Origin of the sequence: Arthrobacter oryzae (assembly GCF_037911235.1) — a bacterium.
Lineage (GTDB): Bacteria > Actinomycetota > Actinomycetes > Actinomycetales > Micrococcaceae > Arthrobacter > Arthrobacter oryzae_E.
Window position 1 is genome coordinate 153,540 of the sequence record NZ_JBBLYW010000038.1, and the last position, 25,380, is coordinate 178,919.

The window sequence follows — 25,380 nt, forward strand, 5'->3', positions numbered from 1 at the left end:
AAGGAGAAATCAATGGCTGAAAGTCTCGGCGTCGCCGTCATCGGTGCAGGCATGGCCGGCAAGGCCCACGCTGCCGCGTACCGCACGGCATCCGCCCTCTACAGCCCCGTACTGCCCCCGGTAAGGCTGGTCTCGATCGGCGACGTCAACGCCGAGTTCGGCTCGTTGGCGGCCCGCCGCTTCGGCTACGAACGCAACGACACCTCATGGCAGGCAATCGCCGAAGCCGATGACATCGACGTCGTCAGCGTGGTCATCGCCAACTCCCTCCATCGCGAAGTGGTGGAAGGCCTGCTCGCCGCCGGCAAACACGTTCTGTGTGAAAAGCCGCTAAGCGACTCCTTGGAGGACGCCCGGGCCATGGCCGACGCGGCCCGCAACGCGAGCTCGATCGCCCGCATCGGCTTCACGTTCCGCCGCACCCCCGGCATCGCCTACATCCGCGACCTCATCCGCACCGGCGTCCTCGGGAAGGTGCTGCACTTCAGCGGCCGCTACTGGACCGACTACGGCTTCAGCCCCTCCGCCCCCATGAGCTGGCGCTACAAGGGCGGACCCGGCTCCGGCGCCCTTGCCGACGTCGGAAGCCACCTGGCCTACGTCTCCGAGTTCCTCTGCGGCGACATCAAGTCCATCAGCGGCGGCCGACTCAGCACGGCGATCGACAAGCGGCCGCTGCCGCTGGGCGCAGTCATCGGGCACGACCACGCTGCTGTCAGCGACACCTTCGAGGCAGTGGAGAACGACGACTACGCAGCATTCAACGCAGAGTTCGAAAGCGGTGCCGGCAGCTTTGAGGTTTCCCGCGTCGCCGCCGGCCACGCCAACAGCCTCAACTTCGAGGTGTTCTGCGAAAACGGCGCCGCTAAGTTCGACCAGCGCCGTCCCTCCGAAATCCAGCTCTTCCTCAACGATGGATCCGGCAACGAGAACGGCTACCGCCAGGTCATCCTCGGCCCGGGCCACCCCTACATCGCCGGCGGCCTCGCCATGGACGCACCCGAGGTAGGCTTCGGCCAGAACGACGCGTTCGGCTACCAGGCCCGCGCATTCCTCGAAGAGGTTGCAGGCCTCAGCGAAGAAGACTCCCTGCCCCGTTGCGCCACCTTCGATGAAGGCGTGCGCAACATGGAACTGCTCGGCGCCGTCACCGAATCCGCGCTCAACAACGGAAAGAAGATCACGCTATGAAACTCGGCGTCTACAACGCGATCCTGCATGACCGGCCGCTTCCCGAGGCCCTGAAGGTCATCGCAGACCTGGGGCTGACCGGCATCGAAATCAACACCGGCGGATTCCTGCCGGCCGTGCACGTCCCCAACATGGACCAGATCCTGGAAAGCGACGCGGCCCGCGACGACTACCTCGCGATCTTCGAGGGGACCGGCGTTTCGATCGCCGGCCTGAATTGCAACGGCAACCCGCTGCACCCGAAGCGTGAGATCGGTGAGAAGCACGCGGAGGACATCCGCCGCTCCATCCGGCTGGCGCACCGGCTGGGGCAGGACCGCGTGGTGACCATGTCCGGCCTGCCTGGCGGCGAGCCGGGAGCCACCACGGTCAACTGGGTGGTCAACGCCTGGAACTCGGCCGCCCTGGACGTGCTCGACTACCAGTGGGGCATCGCTGCCGATTTCTGGAAGGAAACGGACCGCCTCGCCGCGGACCACGGAGTGAAGGTGGCCCTCGAGCTTCACCCGCAGAACATCGTGTTCAACACGGCCGATGTCCGCAAGCTGATCGAGCTCACCGGCGCCACCCATGTGGGCGTCGAACTGGACGCCTCGCACCTGTTCTGGCAGCAGATGGATCCGGTGGCCGTCGTCCGCGAACTCGGTCCGCTGGTCTTCCAGGCCGCTGCCAAGGACGTCCGGGTCAACACGGAGAACGCGGCGCTCTACGGCGTGCTGGACAACAGCTTCCGCCGGCTCTCACCGGAGGAAAACCGCACCAACCTCGGCGGCGACGAGTGGGCCAACGAATGGCCCAAGAACTCCGCCTGGGACTTCGTGGCACTGGGCCGCGGGCACGACACCGCGTACTGGACCGAGTTCCTGCGCGCACTGTACGAGGTGGACCCCGACATGCTGGTCAACATCGAGCACGAGGACACCTCCCTGGGCCGGATTGAGGGCCTCCAGGTGGCAGCCAAGGTCCTGCGGGACGCTGACGCGGCGCTCACGGCGTCACTGCACCTGACGTCCTAAGTACTGGCCTCATGCAAGCCATCGCCCGACGGCCGCCTGAATGACAGGTCGGCCGCCGGGCGATGGCATACTTCTAGGTGACTGGAACCTGGGGGGACACGTGAAGATCGCGCTGTACATTATTTGGGCGCTGTTTGTTGCCGGCGTGGTTTTTTCGCTCATCCACGTGTCGCGGAAGACCAAGCGCCGCGAACAACTCACTGCAAGCTGGCCGAGGGTCCAGGCCTTCGTCACCGGAAGCGTGGCAGGGTGGACCAACGGGGGAGGCGGCGGCAGCCGCAGCCGATGTTTCTACCCCACTTACCAGTTTGCGGATTACCGCGGGACACTCTTTGCCGGCGAATCCGAGGTGTCGTACGCCAACCAGCCCGCTCCTGGCTCGGCCGTGGAAGTGATGTATAACCCCATCAACCCCAACCAATCGTTCCAGGTTTCATCCCAGGACCGGACAGTGATCGGCTGCCTCATCCCGTGTTTCGCGGCGATTGCCGCAGGAGCATTCCTGTTTATCAGCGTCCTCCCGATGAGCTGAGCATGGAATCCATAGAAGCACTGTTCGTGGCGGTACCCGGGTTGTTCTTGGTGGTGGGCCTGATAGTGACCGGGGTCTCCCTGGCCGGGTCCTTCCGGCGGCGGCATGCGCTCCGCGGCTGGGTGCCGGCACAGGCCGTAGTGACTGGAAACCTGCATGGCAGGGACGGCCCCGCCAGCAACGGCACACACCGCTTTGCCCCGTCCTACGAGTTCCAGGACTCCTACGGCCGGCGTTGGCTTGGCCAGTCAGAGGTCTACGGCAGGGACCAGGAAATCATCGGCACGCCCATTCCGGTGCTCTACAACCCGGCGAACCCCGCAGAATCGACGCGGCCGGTCTTTTTTGTCTCCATGGGGAGGCTGGCGACGGGCCTCATCCTCGCCATCTTCGGTGCAGGCGGAGTGGCAATGTTCGCAGGCGTGTTCCTCTAGCACCCGAAATGACTCATGTGAAGTACCTCTGTTGCGAGTTGGCCGCCCGACGGGATAAAGTGTGAGCCGTGTCACCGACAAGTGGCACACGCTTTTGATCTGCGGCGGGAGAGTCCTGCCGGTACGTTCAGCAGGCGCCGTAGGAGCAAATCCTCCCCAGGAATCTCTCAGGCCCACGTACCGCCGCGGCGAGGCAACTCTGGAAAGTAGTCCGGTTATCCGGGCTCACCGACGGTGCAAGCGGCGCCCTGTAACAGCAGGGTCCGCGGAAACTCTCAGGTCAGATACAGAGCGGGGAGGAACCCGAATCATCGTGGCGCCCTGCGCCACCTGAATTATGGAGTTCCTTGTGACCGTTCAGCCATTCCCCCGCACCGCCGCCGCGCCTCCGCGCCCGGGCAACTAAGAAAACCCCGGCCATGGCTGTTGGTGTCTTTGATCTTTTTTCCATCGGGATCGGGCCTTCGAGTTCGCATACGGTGGGTCCGATGCGTGCTGCCGCGGTGTTCGCGGAGGAACTTCGGGCCTCCGGGGACCTTGAGAAAGTGGCCGGGCTGCGGGTGGACCTGTACGGGTCCCTCGCCGCGACCGGGCACGGGCACGGGACCATGACGGCGATCCTGCTGGGGCTGGAGGGCTACCACCCGGAGAAGATCCTCCCGGCCGAAGTGGAGGAGCGCCTCGCTGCGATCGCGGAGACCGGGACCCTGCAGCTGGCCGGCGCCGCAGACGGGCACGGTGTGGGCCTGCCGTACGGGGTGCAGGACATGGTCCTGCGTCCGTTGACCATCCTGCCGCGGCACACCAACGGCATGACGTTTACCGTCACGGACGCGGACGGGCAGGTCCTGCGCGCGGCGACGTTCTTCTCCGTCGGCGGCGGCTTCATTGTCCGTGAGGGCGAGGAGGACGCGGCCCAGCAGGAGCTGGAGGAGTCCAAGAAGGAACTTCCGCTGCCGTTCCGGACCGCGGCGGAGCTGCTGGGCCGGTGCCAGTCCAAGGGCTTGTCCATCGGGGAGATCATGCTGATCAACGAACGCGCCTCCCGGTCCGAGGCGGAGATCCGGGCGGGGCTGCTGCATATCTACTCCGTGATGGAGGAGTGCGTGGCGGTGTCGCTGAAGCGTGAGGGTTTGTTGCCCGGGGGACTGAAGGTCCGCCGCCGCGCCCCGGACTGGCATGAGCGTCTGATGAAGGAGACCCGGGACCAGGACTCCCAGGACCCCGATTACCGGGACCCGAAATACTGGCAGGAGTGGGTGAACCTGATCGCCCTGGCGGTGAATGAGGAGAACGCCTCCGGCGGCCGGGTGGTCACCGCCCCGACAAACGGTGCCGCCGGGATCATCCCGGCGGTGCTGTATTACGCGCTGCATTTCGCACCGGGCATGGAGAAGGCCACCCAGGCTGACCGCGACGACGTTGTGGTGAAGTTCCTGCTGACCGCGGCCGCGGTCGGGGTGCTGTACAAGGAGCAGGCGTCGATTTCAGGGGCTGAGGTGGGCTGCCAGGGCGAGGTGGGCTCGGCGTCGTCGATGGCGGCCGCGGGCCTGGCCGAGGTCATGGGCGGCACGCCGGCGCAGGTGGAGAACGCGGCGGAGATCGCCATGGAGCACAACCTGGGGCTGACGTGTGATCCGATCGGCGGGCTGGTGCAGATTCCGTGCATCGAGCGGAACGCGATCGCTGCGGCGAAGGCCATCAACGCGGCCAAAATGGCGCTCTGGGGCGACGGGACACACCGGGTGTCCCTGGACGAGGTGATCGTGACCATGCGCGAGACCGGCAGGGACATGTCCTCCAAATACAAGGAAACGGCCATGGGCGGCCTCGCCGTCAACGTCGTCGAATGCTGAAGGAAAGAGAACTATGACACTGGCACCAGAAGGCCGGAAGATGCTGCGTATTGAGCAGCGCAACGCGGCCACACCGGTGGAGCGCAAGCCGGAGTGGATCAAGGCCAAGGTCCAGATGGGCCCGGAGTTCGTCCAGCTCAAGAACCTCGTCAAAAAGGAAGGCCTCCACACCGTGTGTGAGGAGGCAGGCTGCCCGAACATCTTCGAGTGCTGGGAAGACAAGGAAGCCACCTTCCTGATCGGCGGCTCCGAGTGCACCCGGCGCTGCGACTTCTGCCAGATCGACACCGGCAAGCCCTCCCCGGTGGACATGTTCGAACCCACCAAGGTGGCCCGCTCGGTCCAGGCCATGCAGCTGCGCTACGCCACCGTCACCGGCGTGGCCCGGGACGACCTCGCCGACGAGGGCGTCTGGCTCTACGCCGAAACGGTCCGCAAGATCCACGAACTGAACCCGGGCACCGGCGTCGAACTCCTGATCCCGGACTTCTCCGGCAAACCCGAGCACATCGAGGCGATCTGCGACTCCAAGCCCGAGGTCTTCGCGCACAACGTCGAGACCGTGCCGCGGATCTTCAAGCGCATCCGCCCCGCGTTCCGGTACGAGCGGTCACTTGACGTCATCACGCAGGGCCGGACCCTGGGCATGGTCACCAAGTCCAACCTGATCCTGGGCATGGGCGAAACCCGCGAGGAAATCTCCGAGGCCCTCCGCGACCTGCACGAGGCCGGCTGCGACCTGATCACCATCACCCAGTACCTGCGCCCGTCCGAACGGCACCTGCCGGTGGACCGCTGGGTCAAGCCGCAGGAATTCGTGGACCTGCAGCAGGAAGCGGACGAGATCGGCTTCCTCGGGGTCATGAGTGGCCCGCTGGTCCGCTCCTCCTACCGTGCCGGCCGGCTCTGGGCCACCGCGATGCGCAAGAAGGGCTGGGAAATCCCGGCCGAACTCGCGCACATCGAAAGCTCCGGCAGCACCCGCCAGGAAGCCAGCTCCCTCATCGCAGCACACGGCTGAGAACCGCTTGATTGAGAACCGCTTGATAGCCAGAGAGGACCAATGATGTTCCCTACCAGAATCGAGATCATCCCTTCCGAGGGAATCGTTGACCGGGTCCGGGCGCACGTGCCCGTGACCACAACGCTCACCGTCACGTGCCTGCCCCACCACGGCATCGAGCGGACCATGCGCGCCGCCGTGCAGCTGAGCGTGCTCGGCTACGACGTCGTCCCGCACCTCGCCGCGCGGAGCCTGCATGACCGCGCCGAGCTCACCGGAATCCTCCGCGACTGCAACGTTGCCGGAATCCGGGAAGTGTTCGTGATCGGCGGCGACCGGAAGCAGCGGGCCGGGACGTACGGGTCCGCCCTCCCGCTGCTCGAAGACATCGCGCAGTATTCCGGCGGCATGATGCGGGCGGGCGTTGCCGGTTACCCGGAGGGACACCCCTCGATCGGCCCGGTGGACCTGCTGGACGCCCTGCTGGCCAAGCAGCACCTGGCCTCGCACGTTGTCACGCAGATGTGCTTCTCCGAGCCGAAAATCCTTGACTACGTGGCCCTCCTGCGCCGCGAAGGGGTGCAGTTGCCCGTCTGGGCCGGCGTGGCGGGGTCCGTCCCGCGGACCAAGCTGGTCTCGCTGGCGACGCAGATCGGCGTCGGAAGTTCCCTGAAGTTCCTCAGCCGCAAAGGCCCGCTGGCGCGCAAGCTCCTGAGCGGTGACCGCTACTCGCCCGAGGGCCTGGTGGCCGGGCTGGAAAGCCAGCCGGAAAACATCGAAGGCATCCATCTGTACAGCTTTAACAACCTTGATCCGGTCCCCGGCGGGCCGGACACGGCGTCAACGTCCGCAGCACTTCAGTCCGCTTTGATCCGAGGAACAGCACGTGACAACTAAGACCCTAACTTCCCACCAGGAGCCGCACCTTGAGCGGCAGCTGAGCAACCGGCACATCCAGCTGATCGCCATTGGCGGCGCCATCGGCACCGGCCTTTTCATGGGCTCGGGAAAAACCATCTCGGCGGCCGGACCGTCCGTCATCTTCGTCTACATGATCATCGGCTTCATGCTGTTCTTCGTGATGCGGGCCATGGGCGAGCTCCTGCTCTCCAACCTGAACTACAAGTCCTTCAGCGACTTCGCCGCGGACCTGCTGGGCCCCTGGGCAGGGTTCTTCACAGGCTGGACCTACTGGTTCTGCTGGGTGATCACGGGGATCGCGGACGTGATCGCCATTGCCGGCTACTCGAAGGAACTCTGGCCGGGGCTGCCGCTGTGGATCCCGGGCCTGGCCACCGTGGCCATCCTCCTGCTCCTGAACCTCGTCACGGTGAAGGCTTTCGGTGAGACCGAGTTCTGGTTCGCGCTGATCAAGATCATCGCCATCGCGGCGCTGATCATCGTGGGCATGTTCATGATTTTCACCGGGTTCCAGTCCGACGCCGGCCCCGCCACCTTCTCGAACCTGTGGAGCCACGGCGGCTTCTTCCCGAACGAGTTCATGGGTTTCGTGGCCGGCTTCCAGATCGCCGTGTTCGCCTTTGTAGGCATTGAGCTGGTGGGCACCACGGCCGCGGAGGCCAAGGATCCGGAGAAGAACCTGCCCAAGGCCATCAACTCCATCCCCATCCGTGTGCTGCTCTTCTATGTGGGCGCCCTCATCATCCTGATGTCCGTCACCCCCTGGACCCAGTTCCAGGCCGGCCACAGCCCGTTCATCGCCATGTTCTCCCTGGCCGGACTGGGTGCCGCGGCCACCGTGGTGAACCTGGTGGTGCTCAGCTCGGCCATGTCCTCTGCCAACTCCGGTATCTACTCCACCTCGCGAATGGTCTACGGCCTGGCCCAGGAAGGCGACGCCCCGTCAGTCTTCAGCCGCCTGTCCAGCCGCAAGGTCCCCCAGAACGCACTGTTCCTCTCCTGCGTCCTGCTGCTCTCCGGCGTCATCCTGATGTACGCGGGCTCGGACATCGGCAAGGCCTTCGACATGGTGACCACCGTCTCCGCCGTCTGCTTTGTGTTCGTGTGGTCCATCATCCTGGCCAGCTACCTCGCCTTCCGCCGGCGCCGCCCGCAGCTGCACGAGGCGTCCAAGTACCGGATGCCCGGCGGCGTCCCCATGGTCTGGGTGGTCTTTGCCTTCTTCGCCTTCGTCCTGTGGGCGCTGACCACCCAGCCGGACACTCTGCTGGCGCTGCTGGTGACGCCGGTGTGGTTCATCCTGCTGGGCGCCGCGTGGCTGGTGCTGCGCCGACGCCCCGCGCACCTCGCCCGCTATGCAACCTTCCAGGCTGAACTCGCCGGGGACATGGAGCCCGGATCAGCCGTCACCCGTGAACTGGGAGACGTGAAGAAATGAGCAACGCCGAGCACGTCCTGACCCTGGACTGTGCCGAGTCACCCGGCATTGTCCATGCGATCTCGGGATTCCTGCTGGACCACGGCTGCGACATCATCGACAACAAGCAGTACGGGGACCGCCAGGAGGGACACTTCTTCATGCGCGTCCACTTCGCCTCGGCGCCGGAGGCCTACAGCACCGAGGAGCTGCGCCGGGACTTCATGCCCCTGGCGGAGAAATGGCAGATGAACTGGCAGCTGGAGCCGCACGGCCGCAAGCGCCGCGTCCTGGTGATGGTGTCCAAAATGGGCCATTGCCTCAACGACCTGCTCTTCCGGGCACGCACCGGCGACATCCCGGTGGAGATCGTCGCCGTCGTCTCCAACCACCGCGACCAGGAGGACCTGGTGCGGTGGCACGGCATCCCGTTCTTCCACCTGCCGGTCACGCAGGACACCAAGCCGGAGGCCGAGGCCCGGCTGATGGAGCTGGTCGACGCATTCGACGTGGAACTCGTGGTGCTGGCCCGCTACATGCAGGTCCTGAGCGACGAGCTCTCGGCAAAGCTGGCGGGACGGACCATCAACATCCACCACTCGTTCCTGCCCAGCTTCAAGGGTGCCAAGCCCTACCACCAGGCTTACGACCGCGGGGTCAAGACCGTGGGCGCGACCGCCCACTACGTCAACGCGGAACTCGACGAGGGCCCGATCATTTCGCAGCAGGTGATCGACGTGGACCACACCTACACCGCCGACGACCTGGTGGCCGTTGGCCGCGACGCCGAATGCGCCGCGCTCCGCAACGCCGTCCGCTGGCACTGCGAAGGCAGGGTCCTGCTGCTCGGCAACCGCACGGTGATCCTGCGGTAGGGCGGCTCCTTCAGAAGTACGACGCCGGCGGGTCACCTCACAAAGGTGGCCTGCCGGCGTCGTACTTTCCTCTTAACTTAACGGCTTAACTTAACGGCGCCGTGACGTCTGACTCGTTCGCTGCTTTCGGGAATGCGGAGACCCCGGGGAGCCTTGTAATAACCGGACGCCGACTACCGGTTGCCTCCTGAGAGGACCTCCCTTTGCCTACTTTTATCCCGTTCACCGTTTGCGCCACTGTTCGCGAAGACCACAAGCGCTCTTTCCGCACGGACATTGAGCGTCTCACCTCCAGCCATCGCGGATGGGCGCCGCTGGACGTCGTGAAGTCCACCAACACCCAGGCGTTCTTGCGAGGTGCGGTACCGAACAGCGCCCACACGGCCACGGATGCGAGCCTGGCCCGCTACCTCCAGGACCGCCTGGTGGCCGACAGCGACATTCACCTGGACCTCACCGTCAGCATCGAGCGGTAAGTTGTACCCGGCTGGATAACAACACGCCGGAAACGAGAACCACCAAGTCCATGCTCCGACTCAAACGCCTTGCAGTCTTCTGCCTTTTTGCCACCTGCGTCATCACCGGGCTCCTGTTCTGGATGCTCCGGCAGTCCGGCACGGCCGGGCCTTGGGACCAGGCGCCACCGCCGCAAGCGGGCGCGAAACTTGCTGTGCTCCCGGACTTCGGCGCCCGCGCCGTGGACATTACCGACAGCACGATGGATGCGGAGTGGCTTGCCCGCACTGCGGCGGAGACCGGCATACCTGCCAGGGCGCTCCAGGCCTACGCGGGTGCGGCGGAGCTCGCCAACTCCGCCGCACCCGCGTGCCGGATCGGGTGGAATACCGTGGCCGCCATCGGTTTTGTGGAGTCCGGACACGGGAGCCACGGCGGCGGAAGTCTGTCCGGCACCGGCCAGGTGAGCGGGCCGATTATCGGGCCCAGCCTCGACGGCGGCAGTTTCGCCGCGATCCCCGACACGGACGACGGCGTCCTCGACGGCGACGCTGTCTGGGACCGCGCCGTGGGACCAATGCAGTTCATTCCCACTACGTGGGACCTGGCAGGGCGGGACGGGAACGGAGACGGAAACGCCGACCCGCTGAACATCGACGACGCCGCACTCAGCGCCGCCGCGTACCTGTGCCAGTGCGGCCGTGACCTCACGACCGCCCGGGGATGGACCGACGCCGTGCTCTCCTACAACCAGTCCGAGTCCTACCTGCGCCAGGTGCGCGAGCAAGCCAACGAGTACGCGGCGCGGTCAGGGGCTGTCGGGTAGGGTTTGCGGCCGGTCCCTTGCTACTTTTCGTGCTGTCGGCGGACCATCTCGGCAATCCAGATGGGCGCGAACGGGGACGTGCAGTTCGGGGGAGTCGGGTAGTCCTTGAGCACCTGCAGGCGCTCACCGATGTCGACTGCACGGGCGCGGTGCGCGGCGTGCTCGATCCCGATCTGCGCCAGGCAGTTGTTCATCGCCCACTGGAGGCGATCCGGGGCGTCTTTCATCTCGGCCTCGATGACGTCGAGCAGGCCCGCGAGGTCGAGGCCCTCCGGCTTTTTCGCCACGCGCTCCGCGGTCAGCGCCCAGCCGGCACTCGCAACCACCGGATCCGGATCAGCGAACCACGCCAGGCGCAGCTCCTCCGAGTGCGGGTTCTTCTTCACCACGTAGTTCACAAGCCAGTCGTGCACCTTTGGCGTGCGTGCCGCGCGGACCATGACGTCCAACTCGTCACGCTCGAATGCCTTCGGGCGGCAGATCAGGATCGCCAGCAGCTTCGCCGCGGTGTCTTCCGTCTCCCAGAGCTGACGCGCGAGGTCCTGTTGCGTCTTCAGCAGCTTCGCCAGCGCGCGCAGTTTAGTGAGGTTCACACCGTGATCGTCACCGTGCTTCTCGTTCACCTCGCGCATGCGCGGATCCTCGAGCGCGGCCAGTTCGGCCATCACCTCAGCCACCGTCGTCTCGGCCACCCCGGCCTCCTGTCCATCACGTGTGAGGTTCAGCCTAGTAGGAAACAACGGACCCAGCCCGCCCTCAAGGCAGAATAGAGGGCATGACCCTTACGACGTTCGCCCTTGTCCGCCATGGCCAGACTGACTGGAATGCGCAGCGCCGCCTGCAAGGATCCACGGATATTCCATTGAACGACGTCGGCCGTGGACAGGCGCGCGACGCCGTCGCCGCCCTGTCCGGCCACGAGTGGGACACCGTCGTGTCCTCGCCGCTGAGCCGCGCGGCGGAAACCGCGGACTTGATCGCCGACGGGCTGGGCCTCAGCGTGGCCCGGCACGTGCCGGAACTGACCGAACGCAGCTTCGGGCCGGCGGAAGGTCTGCAGGCAGGCCCCGAACTGGAAGCCCTCCGCGTTCCCGGCGGATTCCGCGGCGCTGAAAGCGAGGACGAGGCAGCCTCCCGCGGCCTGGCTGCCCTGGAAGCGCTGGCCGACGAGTTCCGCGGCCGCCGCGTCCTGGTGGTTGCCCACGGCACGCTCATCCGAGTAAGCCTCAGCCGCGCAACCGGCCGCACCCTGCAAAGCGTTGACAACGCCGTGCTCAACCTGGCACACCACCATGCTGTTGACGGCTGGCAGCTGGAATACTTCAACGGTGAACTGGTAACGGCCGCCGTCGAAGCCTGACCCGTGACTAGGACTGGTAGTACTCCTCCGTCGGAGTGAACCCCACCCGGTCCACTTTTCGGTGGTAGTGCACTCCTACGATGCCACCCAGGACAGCGCCGAGCAGCGCCAGGGCCGCCACGGCGATGAGGGCAATGATGCCGGTGGTGCTCAGCTGGCCCTGGTTCAAGGTAAAACCAAGGAAGTCATTGAGCGTGGCCAGGGCGTTGAACTGCCCGCCCACAAGGCCGCCGAGGCCGCCAACAACAGCCACGACAACCACAATCGCGGTCACGAGAACAGCCCACAACCACACCATCAGCCCTTGGCCGACGCCGTTGAAGCGAGCCATCCGCCCCGCGACATACCCGCCCAGGAAATACGCGAAGAAGGGGATCACCAGAAGAATGGCGGCACCCGTCACGCCACCCGGCCATGATGAGGACTGGCCGGTTCCCGAGAACAGGTCCCTACCGGTCAGCAGTCCCGCCCTCACAGCCACCACGGCCAGTGCGCCCAGCAGAACTGTCATCGCGGTCGCCGTCAGCCAGCCGAAGAAGGCTGAACCGATCTTGATCCCGCCGAACCGCTCCTCTTCCCGGGCGACCACAACTTCCCGGGTATCGGCCGCCGGGACCGCGGGGGAGAATCCCTCGGGCGAGCCGCCGGCTTCGTCGGCGTACCCGGGGCCACCGCCGTGGGAGGCACTACCGCCGTCGGGGGCGCCAACGTCATCCGGGGCAGCGCCGTCGTACGGTGCAACACCGTCGTAGGGGAGCCCACCGGATGGTTCGGCGCCGCGCCCTTGACCGCCATCAGGATCCCATGGGCTGCCCATCACGCGTCCCCGCTTTCAATGCTCAAACGGTGGGTATGTCCCCAAGGTAACGCACTTCGGGGTGGCCCACGAGAGGCTTTGGACCCGCTTTGGCTGCGCTCACACGTCATACGCGCTCACGCTTCACGCGCGGACTCAGGCAGCCTTGCGGGCTTTGCGGTTGCCGTCCGGATGGGACCGCTCTGACGAGCCCGCGGACGGCCTGCGTCCGGCGGTGACGTAGCCGCCCTGGGCGACTGTGCTGTCGCCGTGCAGGCGTACTCCGTGGCCAATGACGGCGCCCCCTCCGATGCGGGAGTGGCTGCCCACCTGGACCCGGTTGCCAACCACCGCTCCCGGTCCCACGTACACAGCGTCACCGATCACTACCCGGTGGCCGATCCGCGCCCTTCGGTCGATCCAGCTGCCGCCTCCAACCCGGCATCCCCTGCCCACCTGGGCGCCCGCTTCCACATAGGCGGTTGAACTGATGAATGACGACTCGTCCACCTCGGCACCACGGCCGATCAGGCCGCCGCCATTCGGGTGCCGGCGGTAGCTGATGACCTTCCCGGCGTCGTCTTCGACTGTTTCGATTTTCCTGCTCATTACCTTCCTGTCAGTCCGGCGCAACCCGTGGCAACGGACACTTGTTTTAACGCCTGCGGAGCGGCGGGCATTCCAATGACAAAAACGGCATTTGGTCCGATTTTCGGAACATGTGGGCCGCTCCGGTGGTTAATCAGAGAAAGAGCGCAGGCTTCCCACAAGGAGGTGCGTGGTGACCACATATGACAAGGATCTGTCAGGGCGCCGGACACGCGGTGGTGCCGGCAGTGCGGAGTACGCTGCCGGTGTCAGCGACCACCCATGGCACCGGTACGTAGCTTTGGGCGACTCGTTTACCGAGGGATTAGGAGACCCCGACCCCCGGCGTCCCGGCGGAGTGCGGGGGTGGGCCGATCGTGTGGCTGAGGAACTGGGCAACGGCCGGGCGGACTTTGCGTACGCTAACCTCGCCGTGCGCGGCCTGCTGCTGGAGCAGATCCTGGCCCGGCAGGTTGGCCCGGCGCTGGCACTGGATCCGGATCTGATCACCCTTTCCGCCGGTGGCAACGACATGGTCTTCCACGGCAGTGACCCGGACAAGCTGGCGGACAAACTCGACGCCGGCGTCGAGCTCCTCAGTTCTTCCGGCGCCACCCTGGTTCTCTTCACAGGGCCCGACTGGAGGTCAACGCCCGTGCTGGGCCGCAACCGGACGAAGATTGCTGTCTTCAACGAAAACATCCGCGCGATCGCCTCCCGGCGTGACGCCTTGATCGCTGATCTTTGGGGCTTGCGTGAACTCCGCGACCCGCGGATGTGGGATCAGGACAGGCTGCATTTGTCCCCGCTTGGCCACCACGCGGTGGCAATGAGAGTGCTGGATGCCCTTGGTGCGCCGTATGTGCTGGTGCCGCCAGAACCCGGCGGTGAACGCGCAGCCCTGGTGCAGGGCAGTTGGCGGCAGGCACGGGCCGAAGACCTTGAGTGGGCCCGGCGGTATCTGCTGCCGTGGGCTTTGCAGCGGTTCCACAGGCGTGCCCCGGTCAATGAGCCGACGGCGAAGCGGCCGGCTGCGGATCCGGTCAACAGCCCGGGGCAACCTGCCACCGCCATGGAAGCCCAGGCTTGAGCGGAGTACACGCGCAGCTACCAGTGGAGTGTCGTCCCTCCGGTGTCGGCGCCCTGCCATAAACTCACTCAGTGGCAGATTCCAGCACCGACCTCAGCGCGAACACAGGCAGTGCAAACACGGCGGTGATCCCGGTGCTCGAGGGCCAGAGCTGCATTGGCGAGCTGCTTCCGGACTTCAAGGACGTCGTCGGAATGAGCCCGCCCGGATGGGGGCTGACGGACTCCGTCGACTCCGCAGACGGGCAACAGATGCTGTTCTAACCGGCTGCCCCGCCCGGCTGCGCCGGCGTCCGCTCGCCTCTTACGGCTGCAGCGGCAGGAACAGGACCGTGTAGATCCCCAGCAGTGCGAGGACGACGACGCTCGCGGCGACCGCCGCCGTCGAACCCAGATGCGGTTCCATGGTTTCGTGCTTAATGCCCCGAACGGCACGGTCGAAGCGCCGTTTCTGGGTGAGATTAATGGCAGCCGCGGTGACGATTGCACCCCCGACGAGGGTTCCGACGAACCAGCCGTGGTGGGGCAGCCATCGCAGGAAGACGGCCGCGGCAATCACCATGGACAGGGTGGTGCGTCCCCACGCCAGATCGGTGCGTTCCGGCTGAAGCCCGGGATCGCCGTGATAGGCCGTATAGCGCTCGGCGGACACGGTCAGGCCGCCCGGAAGATTACGAACACCACCATGATGGCAGCCACGAGGGCTCCGCCCATGGCCAGCACCGGGGCGATGAAGGGCAGCGGCAGGGGCCTCTTCGACCGCATGGCACGTTCCACGTTCACCCAGCGGAAGAACGAGCCGCCGCTGATCACCAGCGCCAGAACCAGCAGCAGCACCGCGATGGTCTTGCGCAGTTCGGGACCCAGAAGGCCGGCCATAAAGGCCTCGACGGCGACGCCGCCGGCCAGCAGGGCCAGGGAGGTGCGGATCCACGCCAGGAAGGTGCGTTCGTTTGCCAGGGTGAACCGCGGATCGGGCTCGGTGCCGCCGCGGAAGATCCGGGACGTGAGCCGGCCCCTCGCGTCCGGCGGTCCGGCGTGTGAATCGTCTGGCAACATGAATCCCTCCGCATGGCAGGTCGCAGATGCTCCCTTCTCTTCCCTACCACGTTTCCGGTCGGTGTGCCGCACTTTGCCCGCACGCCAAGGCCGGGGTTCCGCCGATTTCAACGGGCCTGATCAGGCCACCCCGGAGAGGTGCGGCGTGGCAACCGTCCGGCGAGCCGCGGCGTGCTTGCGGAAGCCGTCAACCGGAAATCGACGGGGTTCGCAGGCGGCAGGGCCCGCAGCCGGCACCACAGCAGCCGGTGCCTCAGCCTGAGCCGGAACCGAACTGCCGGCCGGACAGAGGTCGTTGATCAGGCCCATTCCCGCGCACTCGCGGACCGCCTCGATGGCCGCCACGGCCGCGGCCTTGTCCCGGTACGCCCCCGAGACAGCCAGCTCGCATCCGTCCGGCGTGGTAAGCCGGAACCTGTACTGCGCCTCTGCGTCAACGAAAAGTTCAAACTTGCCGGCCATAACTAATCCTTCCGGTCTGCGGAACCCGTCCGCCGCGGCTTCGCCGCGAAACAGGGCGAACGCATCGCTGCGAACACCTTCCGCTGGTCTGGTCGAACGATCAGAATTGATCCGTTCATCAAGTGCTTTAAGTCTGTCGTGGCCCCGTGCGGGCTCACAAGACCGATCAAGTTAAGCCCACGTAAAATGCATGCAACGGATCACCCGGCCGGGTCCCGTTCGAGGCCCAGCGCATACAGAGGAGCTCGCTATGACCAAACTGTCAGATCGACCCCACACCGCCCTGATGGTGATCGACGTCCAGAACGGCGTGGTGGCCGATGTGCACCAGCGCGACGCCGTCGTCGCCAACATCGCCACCCTCGTGGACAAGGCCCGCGGCGAAGGAGTGCCGATCGTCTGGGTCCAGCATTCGGATGAACAGCTGGAGAAGGGCAGCCGGGCGTGGGAGTTGGTGCCCGAACTGAAGCGCCGGGAACAGGAACCGCTGGTGCACAAGTCCTTCGCCGACTCCTTTGAGGACACCGACCTGGAAGAAGTGCTGGCCAGGGAGGGCGTGGGAAGGCTGGTGGTGTCCGGCGCCCAGACCGACGAGTGCATCCGGTCCACGATCCACGGGGCCTTTGTCCGCGGCTACGACGTGACGCTCGTGGGTGATGCTCACACCACGGAGGACCAGAGCGAGTGGGGCGCACCAACACCGGACAAGGTCATCGCGCACACGAACCTCTACTGGAAGTACCACACGGCTCCCGGGCGGACGGCGGCGGTCGAGGAAACGAAGGATGTAACCTTCGCAGGCTAGGCGGGCCGCGTCACAGGAACCTTGGCAGAATGGTGACGGCGAAAAGCCTCACGGGGAGGCCGCCGGACTGGACTGGGTGGAGCTGTGATGGAAGTTGACGTTGTTGTAGTGGGCGGAGGAGCGATGGGCTCCGCTGCCGCGTGGCAGCTTGCCCGCCGCGGTCACTCGGTCCGCCTCCTGGAACAGTTCGAACAGGGTCATCACATCGGCGCCTCGCACGGCGCCACCCGCAATTTCAACATGGCCTACGCCGAGGCCGACTACCTGGACCTGGTCACCGAAGCCAAGGACCTCTGGGACGAGCTCGCCGCCGAGTCGGGGATGCAACTGCTGGACCTCGTGGGCCTGGTGAACCACGGCAACGTCCGCCGGCTTCAGGACATCCGCACGGCGCATGCCGAGCGTGGCATTGAAAGCCACTTCATTCCGGCATCGGAGGCTGCGGACCGCTGGCAGGGCATGAACTTCCGGGGCGACGTCCTGGTGGTTCCCGGCTCCGGGCGCGTCCGGGCCGCCGATGCGCTGCTGGCGCTGCGCCGGGCCGCAGAGGCGCACGGCGCCCGCTTTGAATATTCGACGCCGGTCCGGGACATCCGCATCGTAGGCGGCCATCGCGCCGTCGTCGTGACTGACTCCGGCGAGATCAGCGCGCGCCGCGTGGTGGTCACCGCCGGTGCGTGGACCACCAAACTGGTGGGGAACCTGGTCCGGCTCCCGGGACTCGTGGTGACGCAGGAGCAGCCGGCGCACTTCACGCCGCTGGATGACTCGTTGACCTGGCCCAGCTTCAACCACAACCCCGATCCCGATGATCCCCGCGACGCGTACTGGTACAGCCCCGTCTACGGAATGCTCACTCCGGGCGAGGGCATCAAAGCCGGGTGGCACGGCGTGGGACCGGTGACGGACCCTGACGCGCGCAGCTTTACTCCCGAGCCGGTCCAGCTGGAGGCGCTGGTGCGGTATGTCCGGGAGTGGCTGCCGGGAGTGGATGCGGCTTCAGCGGTTCCGATCAGCTGCACGTACACCAGCACGGCCACTGAGGACTTCGTGCTGGACCGCTTTGGCCCGGTGGTGGTGGGCGCCGGCTTCTCCGGCCACGGGTTCAAGTTCACCCCGGCGGTCGGCCGGGTGCTGGCAGACCTGACCGACGGCGGCAGTGGAGGCACGCCTCGGCTCCCGGCACGCTTCGCTGCCAGCCGTTAGGCTGCCGCAACCCCACCCTGCCGTCCGGCAGGACGGATTGTCCGGGAGCGGGTAGCGTTGGATCACATGTGCAACGGTCGACTGGTTCTCTGCGTCCTCGCGGTGCTGTCCGTCGTCGCCGCCGGTTTCCTGGCCTTGGCGTTGCCAGCAAGCGCCGCGCCCTGCCCGGACAAAGAGCCTCCGGCCGCTTCCGGCCGGGTCTGCGATTCCGGGGGGCCGCCTTCCCCGCCCCCCACAGCTCCGGCACCTGCCGGTCCAGTCCAGGGCGGCGCCGGCTCAGCCGAAACGCCGCCTTTAGTCACTGGCTCCGTCACTGACCCCGGCGTGGCCAACGTGCCGGCACAGGAAACCGTGTCCGGGGAGGGCGCGGCTCCAGCTCCTTCAGCGTCGGCGGGAACGCCGTCGGCCGGCACCGTCACACCGCCGGGAGTAGCGGCGTTCCCGTCCCGCTCAGCCCGGACCCTGACGGCCGCACCGCCGGATTCCGGCGCGGCCGGGTCCGGTCCCATGGCCGGATACCTGGTGGCGATCGGGGGCGGAATGCTCCTGCTCTCTTCGGTCTTTGGTTTCATGCGGTTCCGCCCTGCTGCACGGTGAGCTTTCAGCTCCCGTTCAGCCGGCTCGGATAGGCTGGCGGCGCAAGGCCGTTGACTGCGGGCGCCATCCGGGGCTGGTGTTGACGGTGCGTCCGGCCAATGAGGGGTATGAACCGTGCCGCAAAAGCCTGAACTGAAGCGGGGCCAGCCATGATGCCCGCAAACGCCGTGGACGAGCTCACCGGGATCGCAGGCTTCGCAGCGCGCGGCATCGACGCGCTGGGGGAGTGGGGCGTGGGGCTGTTCACCTTTGCCGAAACCATCATCCCGCCCATCCCGAGCGAGGTCATCCTGCCGCTGGCGGGCTTCCTCACCAGGCAGGGGACCATGAGCCTGGTCCTGGTGTTCGTTACCAGCACGCTGGGAGCGTATGCCGGTGCCTTGCTGCTGTACTGGCTGGGGGCAAAACTCGGTTTGGAGAGGGCCATCAACGGGCTGTCCAGGCTTCCGCTGATGGACCGCGAGGACTTTGAAAAGGCCGCGGACTGGTTCCAGCGCCACGGCAGGTCGGCAGTCTTCTTCGGCCGGTTCCTGCCGGGGGTGCGCAGCCTGATTTCCCTGCCTGCCGGCGCGGAGAAGATGAACCTGGCCACGTTCAGCGTCTTCACGATTGCCGGGAGCGGGCTCTGGAACGCCCTGCTGATCGGCCTCGGTGTGCTCCTCGGAGCGCAGTACCGGCTCATTGAGGAATACTCCAAGTACCTCAATTACGCCGTCTATGCCGCGCTGGCCGCCACCATCGCCTGGCTGTCCGTCCGCGCTTACCGCCGCCAGCGGGAACGCGTGGGCCAGAACGAACGCTAGGGAGCGGCTGGAATGACCAAGGAAACGCACGGCCGGATCGTCGTCGTCGGCTCCCTGAATGCCGACCTGACCATCTACTGCGAACGGCTCCCGCAGCCGGGCGAGACGGTCCACGGCACCGGGTTCGCCGTCAATCCCGGCGGGAAGAGCGCCAACCAGGCCGTGGCGGCCAGCCTGCTGGGCGGGGCAGTCAGCCTGATCGGTGCCGTGGGGGACGACTCCAACGGCGAAATGCTCCTCGCCTCCGCTGCCGGCGCCGGAGTGGACATTTCGCACGTGCGCACCTCGCAGTCCGCGGCCACGGGAGTGGCCGTCATTGCCGTGGATGCGCAGGGCGAGAACAACATCATCATTTCCGCCGGGGCCAACGGAACACTCGCTCCCGCCGACGTCGCGGCGTCCGCGGACGCGTTCGACGGCGCCTCCGTGGTCTGCCTCTGCCTCGAGGTCAGCCTCGACACCGTGGAAGCCGCCGCCCGGACAGGGCACGACGCCGGCGCTACAGTGCTGCTGAACCTTTCGCCTTACGGCGAGATCCCGCAGAGCCTGGCGGACCTGACCGACGTCCTCCTGATTAACGCGCACGAGGCGTCGTTGCTTCTCGGGTCCGGGGAGATCCCTGATGCCGAAGCGGACGGCGCCGCGTGGGACCAGGTCCGGGAGCGTTTCGCCGAGCGCGGGCTGGAGCGGGTGCTGGTCACCCTGGGCGCAAATGGCTCGGTGGTCCTGGACTCGACGGCCGCCCGCGCGGACCGGGTGACCCGGATCGCGCCGGTGACGGTCCATGCGGTGGACACCACCGGCGCCGGCGACGCCTTCACCGGCGCCGTGGCCGCACGGCTTGCCGCCGGGGGGCCGCTGGCCGAAGCAGCTGCCTTCGCCTCCGTGGCGGCGGCACTCGCCGTCACCCGGAAAGGCACGCAGGCCGCCTACGCCGAGGTCGCCGATGTGGAGCGGATGCGGGGGCGCGGGTAGGGCGGCGCCAGCGTCAGCCTGGTTGGCGTCTGTCCAGCGCGGTGCGGCGGTACCAGTCGCTGGATAGCTTCGTGTGCTTGCTGCTGTTGGCACAGTTCCGGTTGCTGCAGTGCGACGGGGTTTGGTCCTGCGACGCTCTTGCATCCGGCCGAGGGTGCCGGACCAACACCACAGCTGATCCGCAGGCGGCACATACGAGGAAGGATCGCATGCTATGCACCGAATCCTGGCTCGGCCGATACTCCGTTTCGGCTGAAGACGATCTTGCCGTCGACTTCGAGCATGCCTTGATGGCTTCTGACTTTCATTCTTCCCCCTGAACTAGTCTGCCATTTAGAGTACGGCGCTTTAACCGGGTTCAGCCCCCCTCCTACTCCCCGTGGACCTCCGCCTGCCTTTCTTCCGACCGGTCCAGGTAGGCCAGCAGCAGCTCGGCGGCGAGGTCCAACTCGTCCGCCTCCAGTGCCTCGCAGATCTCCTCGTTGTCCTTGAGGTAGCCGCTGTAGAAGTGGGCGTCCAGTGTGGCCTTGTGAAAGAACAGCCGCATCTCGGCCAGGACCTGGGACATGATGGTGTTCAGCCGGCGGCTTCCCGCCAGGGCGACGATCGCCCCGTGAAAGTGCTGGTTGGCGGTACCCAGCCCCTCGTCGTCGTTCGCCGCTGCGGCGAGCTTGCCTTCCTCAACTGCCGCCCGCACGGCGGCCACCGCCTCCGGACTGCCCCCGCCGCGGATGGCGCTGACTTCGATCGTCCGGCGGACGGTGTAGACGTCGTGGATATCGCCGGGCTCAAGGCTGGCCACAAAAACGCCGCGGTTGGGGTGCCGGACCACCAGCCGTTCGCTGGCGAGCTCGGCAAAGGCCTCGCGCACCGTGTTGCGGGAGACGCCGAGGTCCTCGGCAATGGTGGATTCGGTCAGCCGGGTGCCCGGGAGCAGGATTCCTTCGGCCAACTGCAGGCGCAGTTCATCGGCCACCCTGTCCGCCACCGAGGGCATCGCGACGCGCAGGCGGGCTGCCGCGGCTGATCCTGCCGAGGCTCCTGTTCCTGCTGCGCCGGAGGTGCCTCGGATTGCTGCTTCTGAAGTGGCCATACTCCAGAATTTACACGATCGTCACATCGTTGAATCGAAGGATTGTTGAACAATCGCTGAATTTGATGCATCCTAGTAGGAGCAACTCAATGAGACGAGGATCACAATGTTGTACATGGACCTGAACAGCGACGTAGGCGAGTCCTTCGGCCGCTGGACTCTGGGCGACGACACGGCAATGTTCCAATCCGTGTCCAGTGCCAACGTGGCCTGCGGTTTCCATGCCGGCGATCCCACGGTCATCCGGCGCACCTGCCGCGAAGCCATACAGGCCGGCGTGATGATCGGCGCCCACGTGGGCTACCGCGACCTCTCCGGCTTCGGCCGCCGCTTTGTGGACATCGACCCCAGCGAACTGGCTGACGACATCGTTTACCAGATCGGCGCGCTGCAGGCGCTGGCCGCCACCGAAGGTGCCCGCGTCCGCTACGTGAAGCCGCACGGCGGCCTCTACAACGCGATCGTCTCCCACACCGCCCAGGCACGCGCCGTCGTCGACGCCGTCAAATCGATCGACGCCGGACTGCCCATCCTGGGGCTGCCCGGCTCGGAGGTGCTGCGGCTGGCCGAAGCCGCCGGACTCCGCGCCGTTTCCGAAGCCTTCGCCGACCGCGCCTACAACCCCGACGGCACGCTCGTCTCCCGCTCGCTCCCCGGAGCCGTCCTGCATGACCCGGCCCAGGTGGCCGAACACGTCCTGCGCATGGCCGCCGACTCCGCCATCCGCGCCGTGGACGGCTCCATCCTGAAAATCAATGCAGACAGCATCTGTGTTCATGGCGATTCCCCCGGGGCCGTTGCCATGGCTGTCGCAGTCAGGGCTGCGCTTTCCGACGCCGGCATCACTATCAAAGCGTTCGCTTAAGCCGCGTTCGCCTCAACCGAGTTCGCCTCAACCCGTCACCCTTTGAAGGAAAAGCCATGACCACACACCACACGGCCGCCCGCTCCGGCCGAAAGATCCCGCCCGGAGCCCTGAAGGCCTACGTCGCCAGCCTCACCGGCACCTCGCTGGAGTACTACGACTTCGCCATCTACTCGGTGGCCTCAGCCCTGGTCTTCCCCAAGATCTTCTTCCCGGGCAATGACGAGTTCGTAGGACTCCTGCTCTCCTTCTCCGCCTTCGCCGTGGGCTACCTGGCACGCCCCATCGGCGGCGTGATCTTCGGCCGCCTGGGCGACAAGATCGGCCGCAAGCACGTCTTGGTGGTCACCCTGATGCTGATCGGCATCGCCACGGTACTCATCGGCCTGCTTCCGGACTACTCCGTGATCGGCGTGGCAGCCCCCACCATCCTGGTGCTCCTGCGCCTGGCCCAGGGCATCGGCGTCGGCGGCGAATGGGGCGGGGCCGTCCTGCTCTCCAGCGAATTCGGCGACGCCAACAAGCGCGGCTTCTGGTCCTCCGCAGCCCAGATCGGCCCGCCCGCCGGCAACCTGATGGCCAACGGCGTCCTTGCACTCCTGGCTGCAACCCTCAGCACCGAAGCCTTCCTCTCCTGGGGCTGGCGCGTAGCCTTCCTGGCCTCCGCACTGCTGGTTGTCTTCGGCCTGGTCATCCGCCTCAAGCTTGAGGAAACCCCGGTGTTCAAGGCCATCGCGGCCCACGGCGAACAGCCCAAGGCACCCATCACCGAGGTGTTCCGCAAGGAACCCCGCGCCCTCGTGGCAGCCGCCCTCTCCCGCGTCTGCCCCGACATCCTCTACGCACTGTTCACCGTATTCGTGGCCGTCTACGCCACCAAGGAACTCGGCATGACCACGGGCAACGTCCTCACCGCCATCCTGATCGGTTCCGCTTTCCAGCTGTTCCTGATCCCGCTGGCCGGCGCCGTCACGGACCGCTTCAACCGCCGCCTGGTCTACGGCATCGCCGCAGTGGGCACCGCCCTCTACATCCCGCTGTTCTTCCTCATGATCGAGGGCAAGTCCGTGCTGATGCTCACCATCGGCGTGGTGATCGGCCTGGCCTTCCACGCCTTCATGTACGGCCCGCAGGCCGCCTACATCACCGAGCAGTTCCCGGCCCGGCTGCGCTACGCCGGCAGCTCGCTGGCCTACACCCTGGCCGGCGTGATCGGCGGCGCCGTGGCACCGCTGATCTTCACCGCCCTCTACGCGGCCTCCGGCGACTGGTACCTGATCGCGGCCTACCTCCTGGTGGCCTCAGCCGTGACCGTCATTGGCCTGGCCCTCGGCCGGAACCCGCAGACCGCTGAAGAAGAGCGCCTCCTGGCGGACGCCGCCTCCCTCGCCTAAGCGGCGGGCGTCCCTTTTCAGCAGCATTTTCGAGGCACCGGCAACGATGAAAGCAGCAGCAATGGAAACCCTGACCGTGCACAAGGTCCTCTCGGTGCGGCCCGTGGGAACGCGGGCGGTGCTCGCGGAGCTCACCGGAACGCAGGACGTTCTCGCCCTGCAGACCCTGCTCCTCGAATCACCCCTGCCGGGCCAGCTGGACGTGCTGGCGGCCGCGCAGACCGTGATGGTCCGCGCGGATTCGCCGGCGGCCGCCCGCCGCATGGCTGCGCTCCTGCTGGAACTGGATCTCACCGCTCCGGTAAAACAGGACGGCGGCCTAGTGCTCATCGATACCGTGTACGACGGCGAGGATCTCGCCGAAGTGGGGCGGCTCACCGGCCTGGGAACGGACGGCGTCATCGAAGCCCACTCCAGCCAGGTGTGGACGGTGGCTTTCGCCGGGTTCGCGCCGGGTTTCGGCTACATGGTGGGGGAGAACCAAGTGCTGGAAGTTCCGCGCCGCAGCTCGCCCCGCACCGCCGTTCCCGCGGGATCGGTGGCGCTGGCAGGCAACTATTCAGCGGTGTACCCGCGCAGGTCCCCGGGCGGCTGGCAGCTGATCGGCCGCACCGGGGCCCGCATGTGGGACCTCAACCGGGCCGAACCCGCACTGGCCAGCCCGGGACACCGCGTCCGGTTCCGGGCCGTCCGCGATGTTGTGACCATGGCGCCGGAGCGCGCTGCTTCCGAGACGGCGCCGGCCGCCGGGGACGTGGCGCAGGAATCTGCTGCCGGGCTCCGGATTGTTTCACCCGGGCTGCAGAGCCTCATCCAGGACCTTGGCCGGCACGGCCACTCCGCGCTGGGCGTCTCCGCCGCCGGTGCGCTGGACCGGGCCTCGCTGCGGCGGGCCAACCGGCTGGTGGGCAACAGCCCGGCCGCCGCGGCCATCGAAACGGTGGCCGGCGGACTCAGGGTCCAGGCCGTCGGGGACCAGGTCCTGGCTGTTGCCGGCGCGCCGTCGGCACTCACTATTGACCCGCCGTCGGACGCTGAATCCGAGGCTGCCTCCGGCAAGCCCGGGCGCCGGCGCACCGTTCCCATGGCCACCCCGTTTGCCCTGCTCGACGGCGAAATCCTGACCGTTGGTGCGCCGGAGGCCGGCTTCCGCAGCTACCTCGCCGTCCGCGGCGGGGTGGACGCCCCGGCGGTGCTGGGCAGCCGTTCCACTGACACCATGTCCGGCATCGGCCCCGCGCCGCTTGCTGCGGGCCAGCTGCTGGCAGCAGGCGACGTCACCGATTCCGGCGTCGTCGGCAGCCCCGAACTCCAGCCGGACTTTCCCGGTACCGGCGTCACGGTGCTCGATATTGTGCCCGGCCCGCGGGCCGACTGGTTCGATGAGGCCGCCCTTGACTCCCTGTGCGGGCAGGACTGGGTGGTGAAGCCGCAGTCCAACCGTGTGGGCATGCGGCTGGACGGCACGCCGCTCCAACGCAGCCGGCAGGGTGAACTGCCCAGCGAAGGCACCGTGGCGGGAGCCATCCAGGTCCCTCCGGAAGGCCTTCCTGTGCTCTTCCTGGCGGACCATCCCATCACGGGCGGCTACCCCGTAATCGGCGTGGTGGTGGACCACCAGCTGGATTTGGCCGCCCAGGTGCCGATCGGCGGCAGCATCCGCTTCCGCCGCGTTGCGCAACCTTCTCCTGAACAGACGTCCGCTGAACCGGCTTCCTCCGTACCGACGTCCCCCGAACAAACTTCCCCAGAAAAGTGAGT

Annotated in this window: 29 protein-coding genes and 1 riboswitch; of the genes, 22 read left to right on the top strand and 7 right to left on the bottom strand. The window is 66.7% G+C overall.

Annotated features, from left to right (window positions below):
* Positions 1–12: 12 nt before the first annotated feature.
* The 11 genes from WMN78_RS11945 (at position 13) to WMN78_RS11995 (ending at position 10,527) form a co-directional block, all read left to right on the top strand.
* On the top strand, positions 13–1,191 hold the full coding sequence (locus tag WMN78_RS11945; RefSeq protein WP_340533926.1) for a Gfo/Idh/MocA family oxidoreductase: 1,179 nt from the start codon (positions 13–15) through the stop codon (positions 1,189–1,191).
* Positions 1,188–2,207, top strand: a complete 1,020-nt coding sequence (locus WMN78_RS11950) for a sugar phosphate isomerase/epimerase (RefSeq protein WP_340533927.1) — start codon at positions 1,188–1,190, stop codon at positions 2,205–2,207. Before WMN78_RS11945 ends, WMN78_RS11950 begins: the two co-directional genes overlap by 4 nt.
* A gap of 100 nt (positions 2,208–2,307) precedes the next feature.
* Positions 2,308–2,739: a DUF3592 domain-containing protein gene (locus WMN78_RS11955; protein WP_340533928.1), complete on the top strand. Its 432-nt coding sequence runs from the start codon at positions 2,308–2,310 to the stop codon at positions 2,737–2,739.
* Positions 2,740–2,741: 2 nt separating this feature from the next.
* A complete protein-coding gene (locus tag WMN78_RS11960) occupies positions 2,742–3,173 on the top strand; it encodes a DUF3592 domain-containing protein (protein ID WP_340533929.1) in 432 nt (143 codons plus the stop codon).
* Positions 3,174–3,268: 95 nt separating this feature from the next.
* A riboswitch (glycine riboswitch) is annotated at positions 3,269–3,366 on the top strand.
* Between the two features lie 226 nt (positions 3,367–3,592).
* Complete coding sequence (locus WMN78_RS11965; protein WP_340533930.1) at positions 3,593–5,029, top strand: L-serine ammonia-lyase; 1,437 nt, start codon at positions 3,593–3,595, stop codon at positions 5,027–5,029.
* Positions 5,030–5,042: 13 nt separating this feature from the next.
* Complete coding sequence (lipA, locus tag WMN78_RS11970; RefSeq protein WP_340533931.1) at positions 5,043–6,050, top strand: lipoyl synthase; 1,008 nt, start codon at positions 5,043–5,045, stop codon at positions 6,048–6,050.
* Positions 6,051–6,092: 42 nt separating this feature from the next.
* Positions 6,093–6,929, top strand: coding sequence for a methylenetetrahydrofolate reductase (locus WMN78_RS11975; protein ID WP_340533932.1), 837 nt, complete (start codon positions 6,093–6,095; stop codon positions 6,927–6,929).
* Positions 6,919–8,391 carry a D-serine/D-alanine/glycine transporter gene (gene cycA / locus WMN78_RS11980; RefSeq protein ID WP_340533933.1) on the top strand — a complete coding sequence of 491 codons (1,473 nt, stop codon included), beginning with the start codon at positions 6,919–6,921 and terminating at the stop codon, positions 8,389–8,391. Before WMN78_RS11975 ends, cycA begins: the two co-directional genes overlap by 11 nt.
* On the top strand, positions 8,388–9,245 hold the full coding sequence (gene purU, locus WMN78_RS11985) for a formyltetrahydrofolate deformylase (protein ID WP_340533934.1): 858 nt from the start codon (positions 8,388–8,390) through the stop codon (positions 9,243–9,245). Before cycA ends, purU begins: the two co-directional genes overlap by 4 nt.
* Positions 9,246–9,448: 203 nt before the next feature.
* Complete coding sequence (locus WMN78_RS11990) at positions 9,449–9,721, top strand: hypothetical protein (protein WP_340533935.1); 273 nt, start codon at positions 9,449–9,451, stop codon at positions 9,719–9,721.
* A gap of 50 nt (positions 9,722–9,771) precedes the next feature.
* Positions 9,772–10,527, top strand: coding sequence for a lytic transglycosylase domain-containing protein (locus tag WMN78_RS11995; RefSeq protein WP_340533936.1), 756 nt, complete (start codon positions 9,772–9,774; stop codon positions 10,525–10,527).
* A gap of 20 nt (positions 10,528–10,547) precedes the next feature.
* On the opposite strand, the gene WMN78_RS12000 is transcribed toward WMN78_RS11995, so the two are convergent.
* A complete protein-coding gene (locus tag WMN78_RS12000) occupies positions 10,548–11,219 on the bottom strand; it encodes a DNA alkylation repair protein (protein WP_340533937.1) in 672 nt (223 codons plus the stop codon).
* A gap of 83 nt (positions 11,220–11,302) precedes the next feature.
* On the opposite strand from WMN78_RS12000, the gene WMN78_RS12005 reads away from it, so the two are divergent.
* Entirely contained in the window at positions 11,303–11,887 is a 585-nt protein-coding gene (locus WMN78_RS12005) for a histidine phosphatase family protein (RefSeq protein WP_340533938.1), read from the top strand.
* A gap of 7 nt (positions 11,888–11,894) precedes the next feature.
* Here WMN78_RS12005 and WMN78_RS12010 read toward each other — a convergent pair whose 3' ends face one another.
* Both WMN78_RS12010 and WMN78_RS12015 read right to left on the bottom strand, forming a co-directional pair.
* Positions 11,895–12,704 (bottom strand): hypothetical protein, encoded by an 810-nt coding sequence (locus WMN78_RS12010; RefSeq protein ID WP_340533939.1) that lies wholly within the window; start codon positions 12,702–12,704, stop codon positions 11,895–11,897.
* A gap of 135 nt (positions 12,705–12,839) precedes the next feature.
* Positions 12,840–13,292: a DapH/DapD/GlmU-related protein gene (locus WMN78_RS12015; RefSeq protein WP_340533940.1), complete on the bottom strand. Its 453-nt coding sequence runs from the start codon at positions 13,290–13,292 to the stop codon at positions 12,840–12,842.
* 172 nt (positions 13,293–13,464) lie between these two features.
* Here WMN78_RS12015 and WMN78_RS12020 point away from each other — a divergent pair, with 172 nt between their 5' ends.
* Positions 13,465–14,361: an SGNH/GDSL hydrolase family protein gene (locus tag WMN78_RS12020; RefSeq protein WP_340533941.1), complete on the top strand. Its 897-nt coding sequence runs from the start codon at positions 13,465–13,467 to the stop codon at positions 14,359–14,361.
* A gap of 71 nt (positions 14,362–14,432) precedes the next feature.
* A complete protein-coding gene (locus WMN78_RS12025) occupies positions 14,433–14,624 on the top strand; it encodes a hypothetical protein (RefSeq protein ID WP_340533942.1) in 192 nt (63 codons plus the stop codon).
* A 40-nt stretch (positions 14,625–14,664) separates the two neighbouring features.
* On the opposite strand, the gene WMN78_RS12030 is transcribed toward WMN78_RS12025, so the two are convergent.
* The 3 genes from WMN78_RS12030 to WMN78_RS12040 all read right to left on the bottom strand — a co-directional run bounded on the left by WMN78_RS12030 (position 14,665) and on the right by WMN78_RS12040 (position 15,881).
* Positions 14,665–15,012 (bottom strand): DUF202 domain-containing protein, encoded by a 348-nt coding sequence (locus WMN78_RS12030; RefSeq protein ID WP_340533943.1) that lies wholly within the window; start codon positions 15,010–15,012, stop codon positions 14,665–14,667.
* A gap of 2 nt (positions 15,013–15,014) precedes the next feature.
* A complete protein-coding gene (locus WMN78_RS12035; protein WP_340533944.1) occupies positions 15,015–15,419 on the bottom strand; it encodes a YidH family protein in 405 nt (134 codons plus the stop codon).
* Between the two features lie 120 nt (positions 15,420–15,539).
* The gene (locus WMN78_RS12040) at positions 15,540–15,881 is read right to left on the bottom strand and encodes a DUF1508 domain-containing protein (protein WP_340533945.1); all 342 of its coding nucleotides are present in this window, start codon (positions 15,879–15,881) and stop codon (positions 15,540–15,542) included.
* Positions 15,882–16,131: 250 nt separating this feature from the next.
* On the opposite strand from WMN78_RS12040, the gene WMN78_RS12045 reads away from it, so the two are divergent.
* From WMN78_RS12045 to WMN78_RS12065, 5 genes are all read left to right on the top strand, one after another.
* On the top strand, positions 16,132–16,686 hold the full coding sequence (locus WMN78_RS12045) for a cysteine hydrolase family protein (protein WP_340533946.1): 555 nt from the start codon (positions 16,132–16,134) through the stop codon (positions 16,684–16,686).
* A gap of 87 nt (positions 16,687–16,773) precedes the next feature.
* Positions 16,774–17,892, top strand: coding sequence for an FAD-dependent oxidoreductase (locus WMN78_RS12050; RefSeq protein ID WP_340533947.1), 1,119 nt, complete (start codon positions 16,774–16,776; stop codon positions 17,890–17,892).
* Positions 17,893–17,958: 66 nt separating this feature from the next.
* Entirely contained in the window at positions 17,959–18,489 is a 531-nt protein-coding gene (locus tag WMN78_RS12055) for a hypothetical protein (RefSeq protein ID WP_340533948.1), read from the top strand.
* Positions 18,490–18,638: 149 nt separating this feature from the next.
* Positions 18,639–19,292 (top strand): DedA family protein, encoded by a 654-nt coding sequence (locus WMN78_RS12060; protein ID WP_340533949.1) that lies wholly within the window; start codon positions 18,639–18,641, stop codon positions 19,290–19,292.
* A 12-nt stretch (positions 19,293–19,304) separates the two neighbouring features.
* Positions 19,305–20,267, top strand: coding sequence for a ribokinase (locus WMN78_RS12065; RefSeq protein WP_340533950.1), 963 nt, complete (start codon positions 19,305–19,307; stop codon positions 20,265–20,267).
* Positions 20,268–20,637: 370 nt separating this feature from the next.
* On the opposite strand, the gene WMN78_RS12070 is transcribed toward WMN78_RS12065, so the two are convergent.
* On the bottom strand, positions 20,638–21,264 hold the full coding sequence (locus WMN78_RS12070; protein WP_340534023.1) for a GntR family transcriptional regulator: 627 nt from the start codon (positions 21,262–21,264) through the stop codon (positions 20,638–20,640).
* A gap of 202 nt (positions 21,265–21,466) precedes the next feature.
* Here WMN78_RS12070 and WMN78_RS12075 point away from each other — a divergent pair, with 202 nt between their 5' ends.
* From WMN78_RS12075 to WMN78_RS12085, 3 genes are read left to right on the top strand one after another with little or no spacing between them, the layout of a single operon-like run.
* Positions 21,467–22,225: a 5-oxoprolinase subunit PxpA gene (locus tag WMN78_RS12075; RefSeq protein ID WP_340533951.1), complete on the top strand. Its 759-nt coding sequence runs from the start codon at positions 21,467–21,469 to the stop codon at positions 22,223–22,225.
* Between the two features lie 56 nt (positions 22,226–22,281).
* Entirely contained in the window at positions 22,282–23,619 is a 1,338-nt protein-coding gene (locus tag WMN78_RS12080) for an MFS transporter (RefSeq protein WP_340533952.1), read from the top strand.
* 46 nt (positions 23,620–23,665) lie between these two features.
* Positions 23,666–25,378, top strand: a complete 1,713-nt coding sequence (locus tag WMN78_RS12085; RefSeq protein WP_340533953.1) for a 5-oxoprolinase/urea amidolyase family protein — start codon at positions 23,666–23,668, stop codon at positions 25,376–25,378.
* The last annotated feature ends 2 nt before the right edge of the window (positions 25,379–25,380 follow it).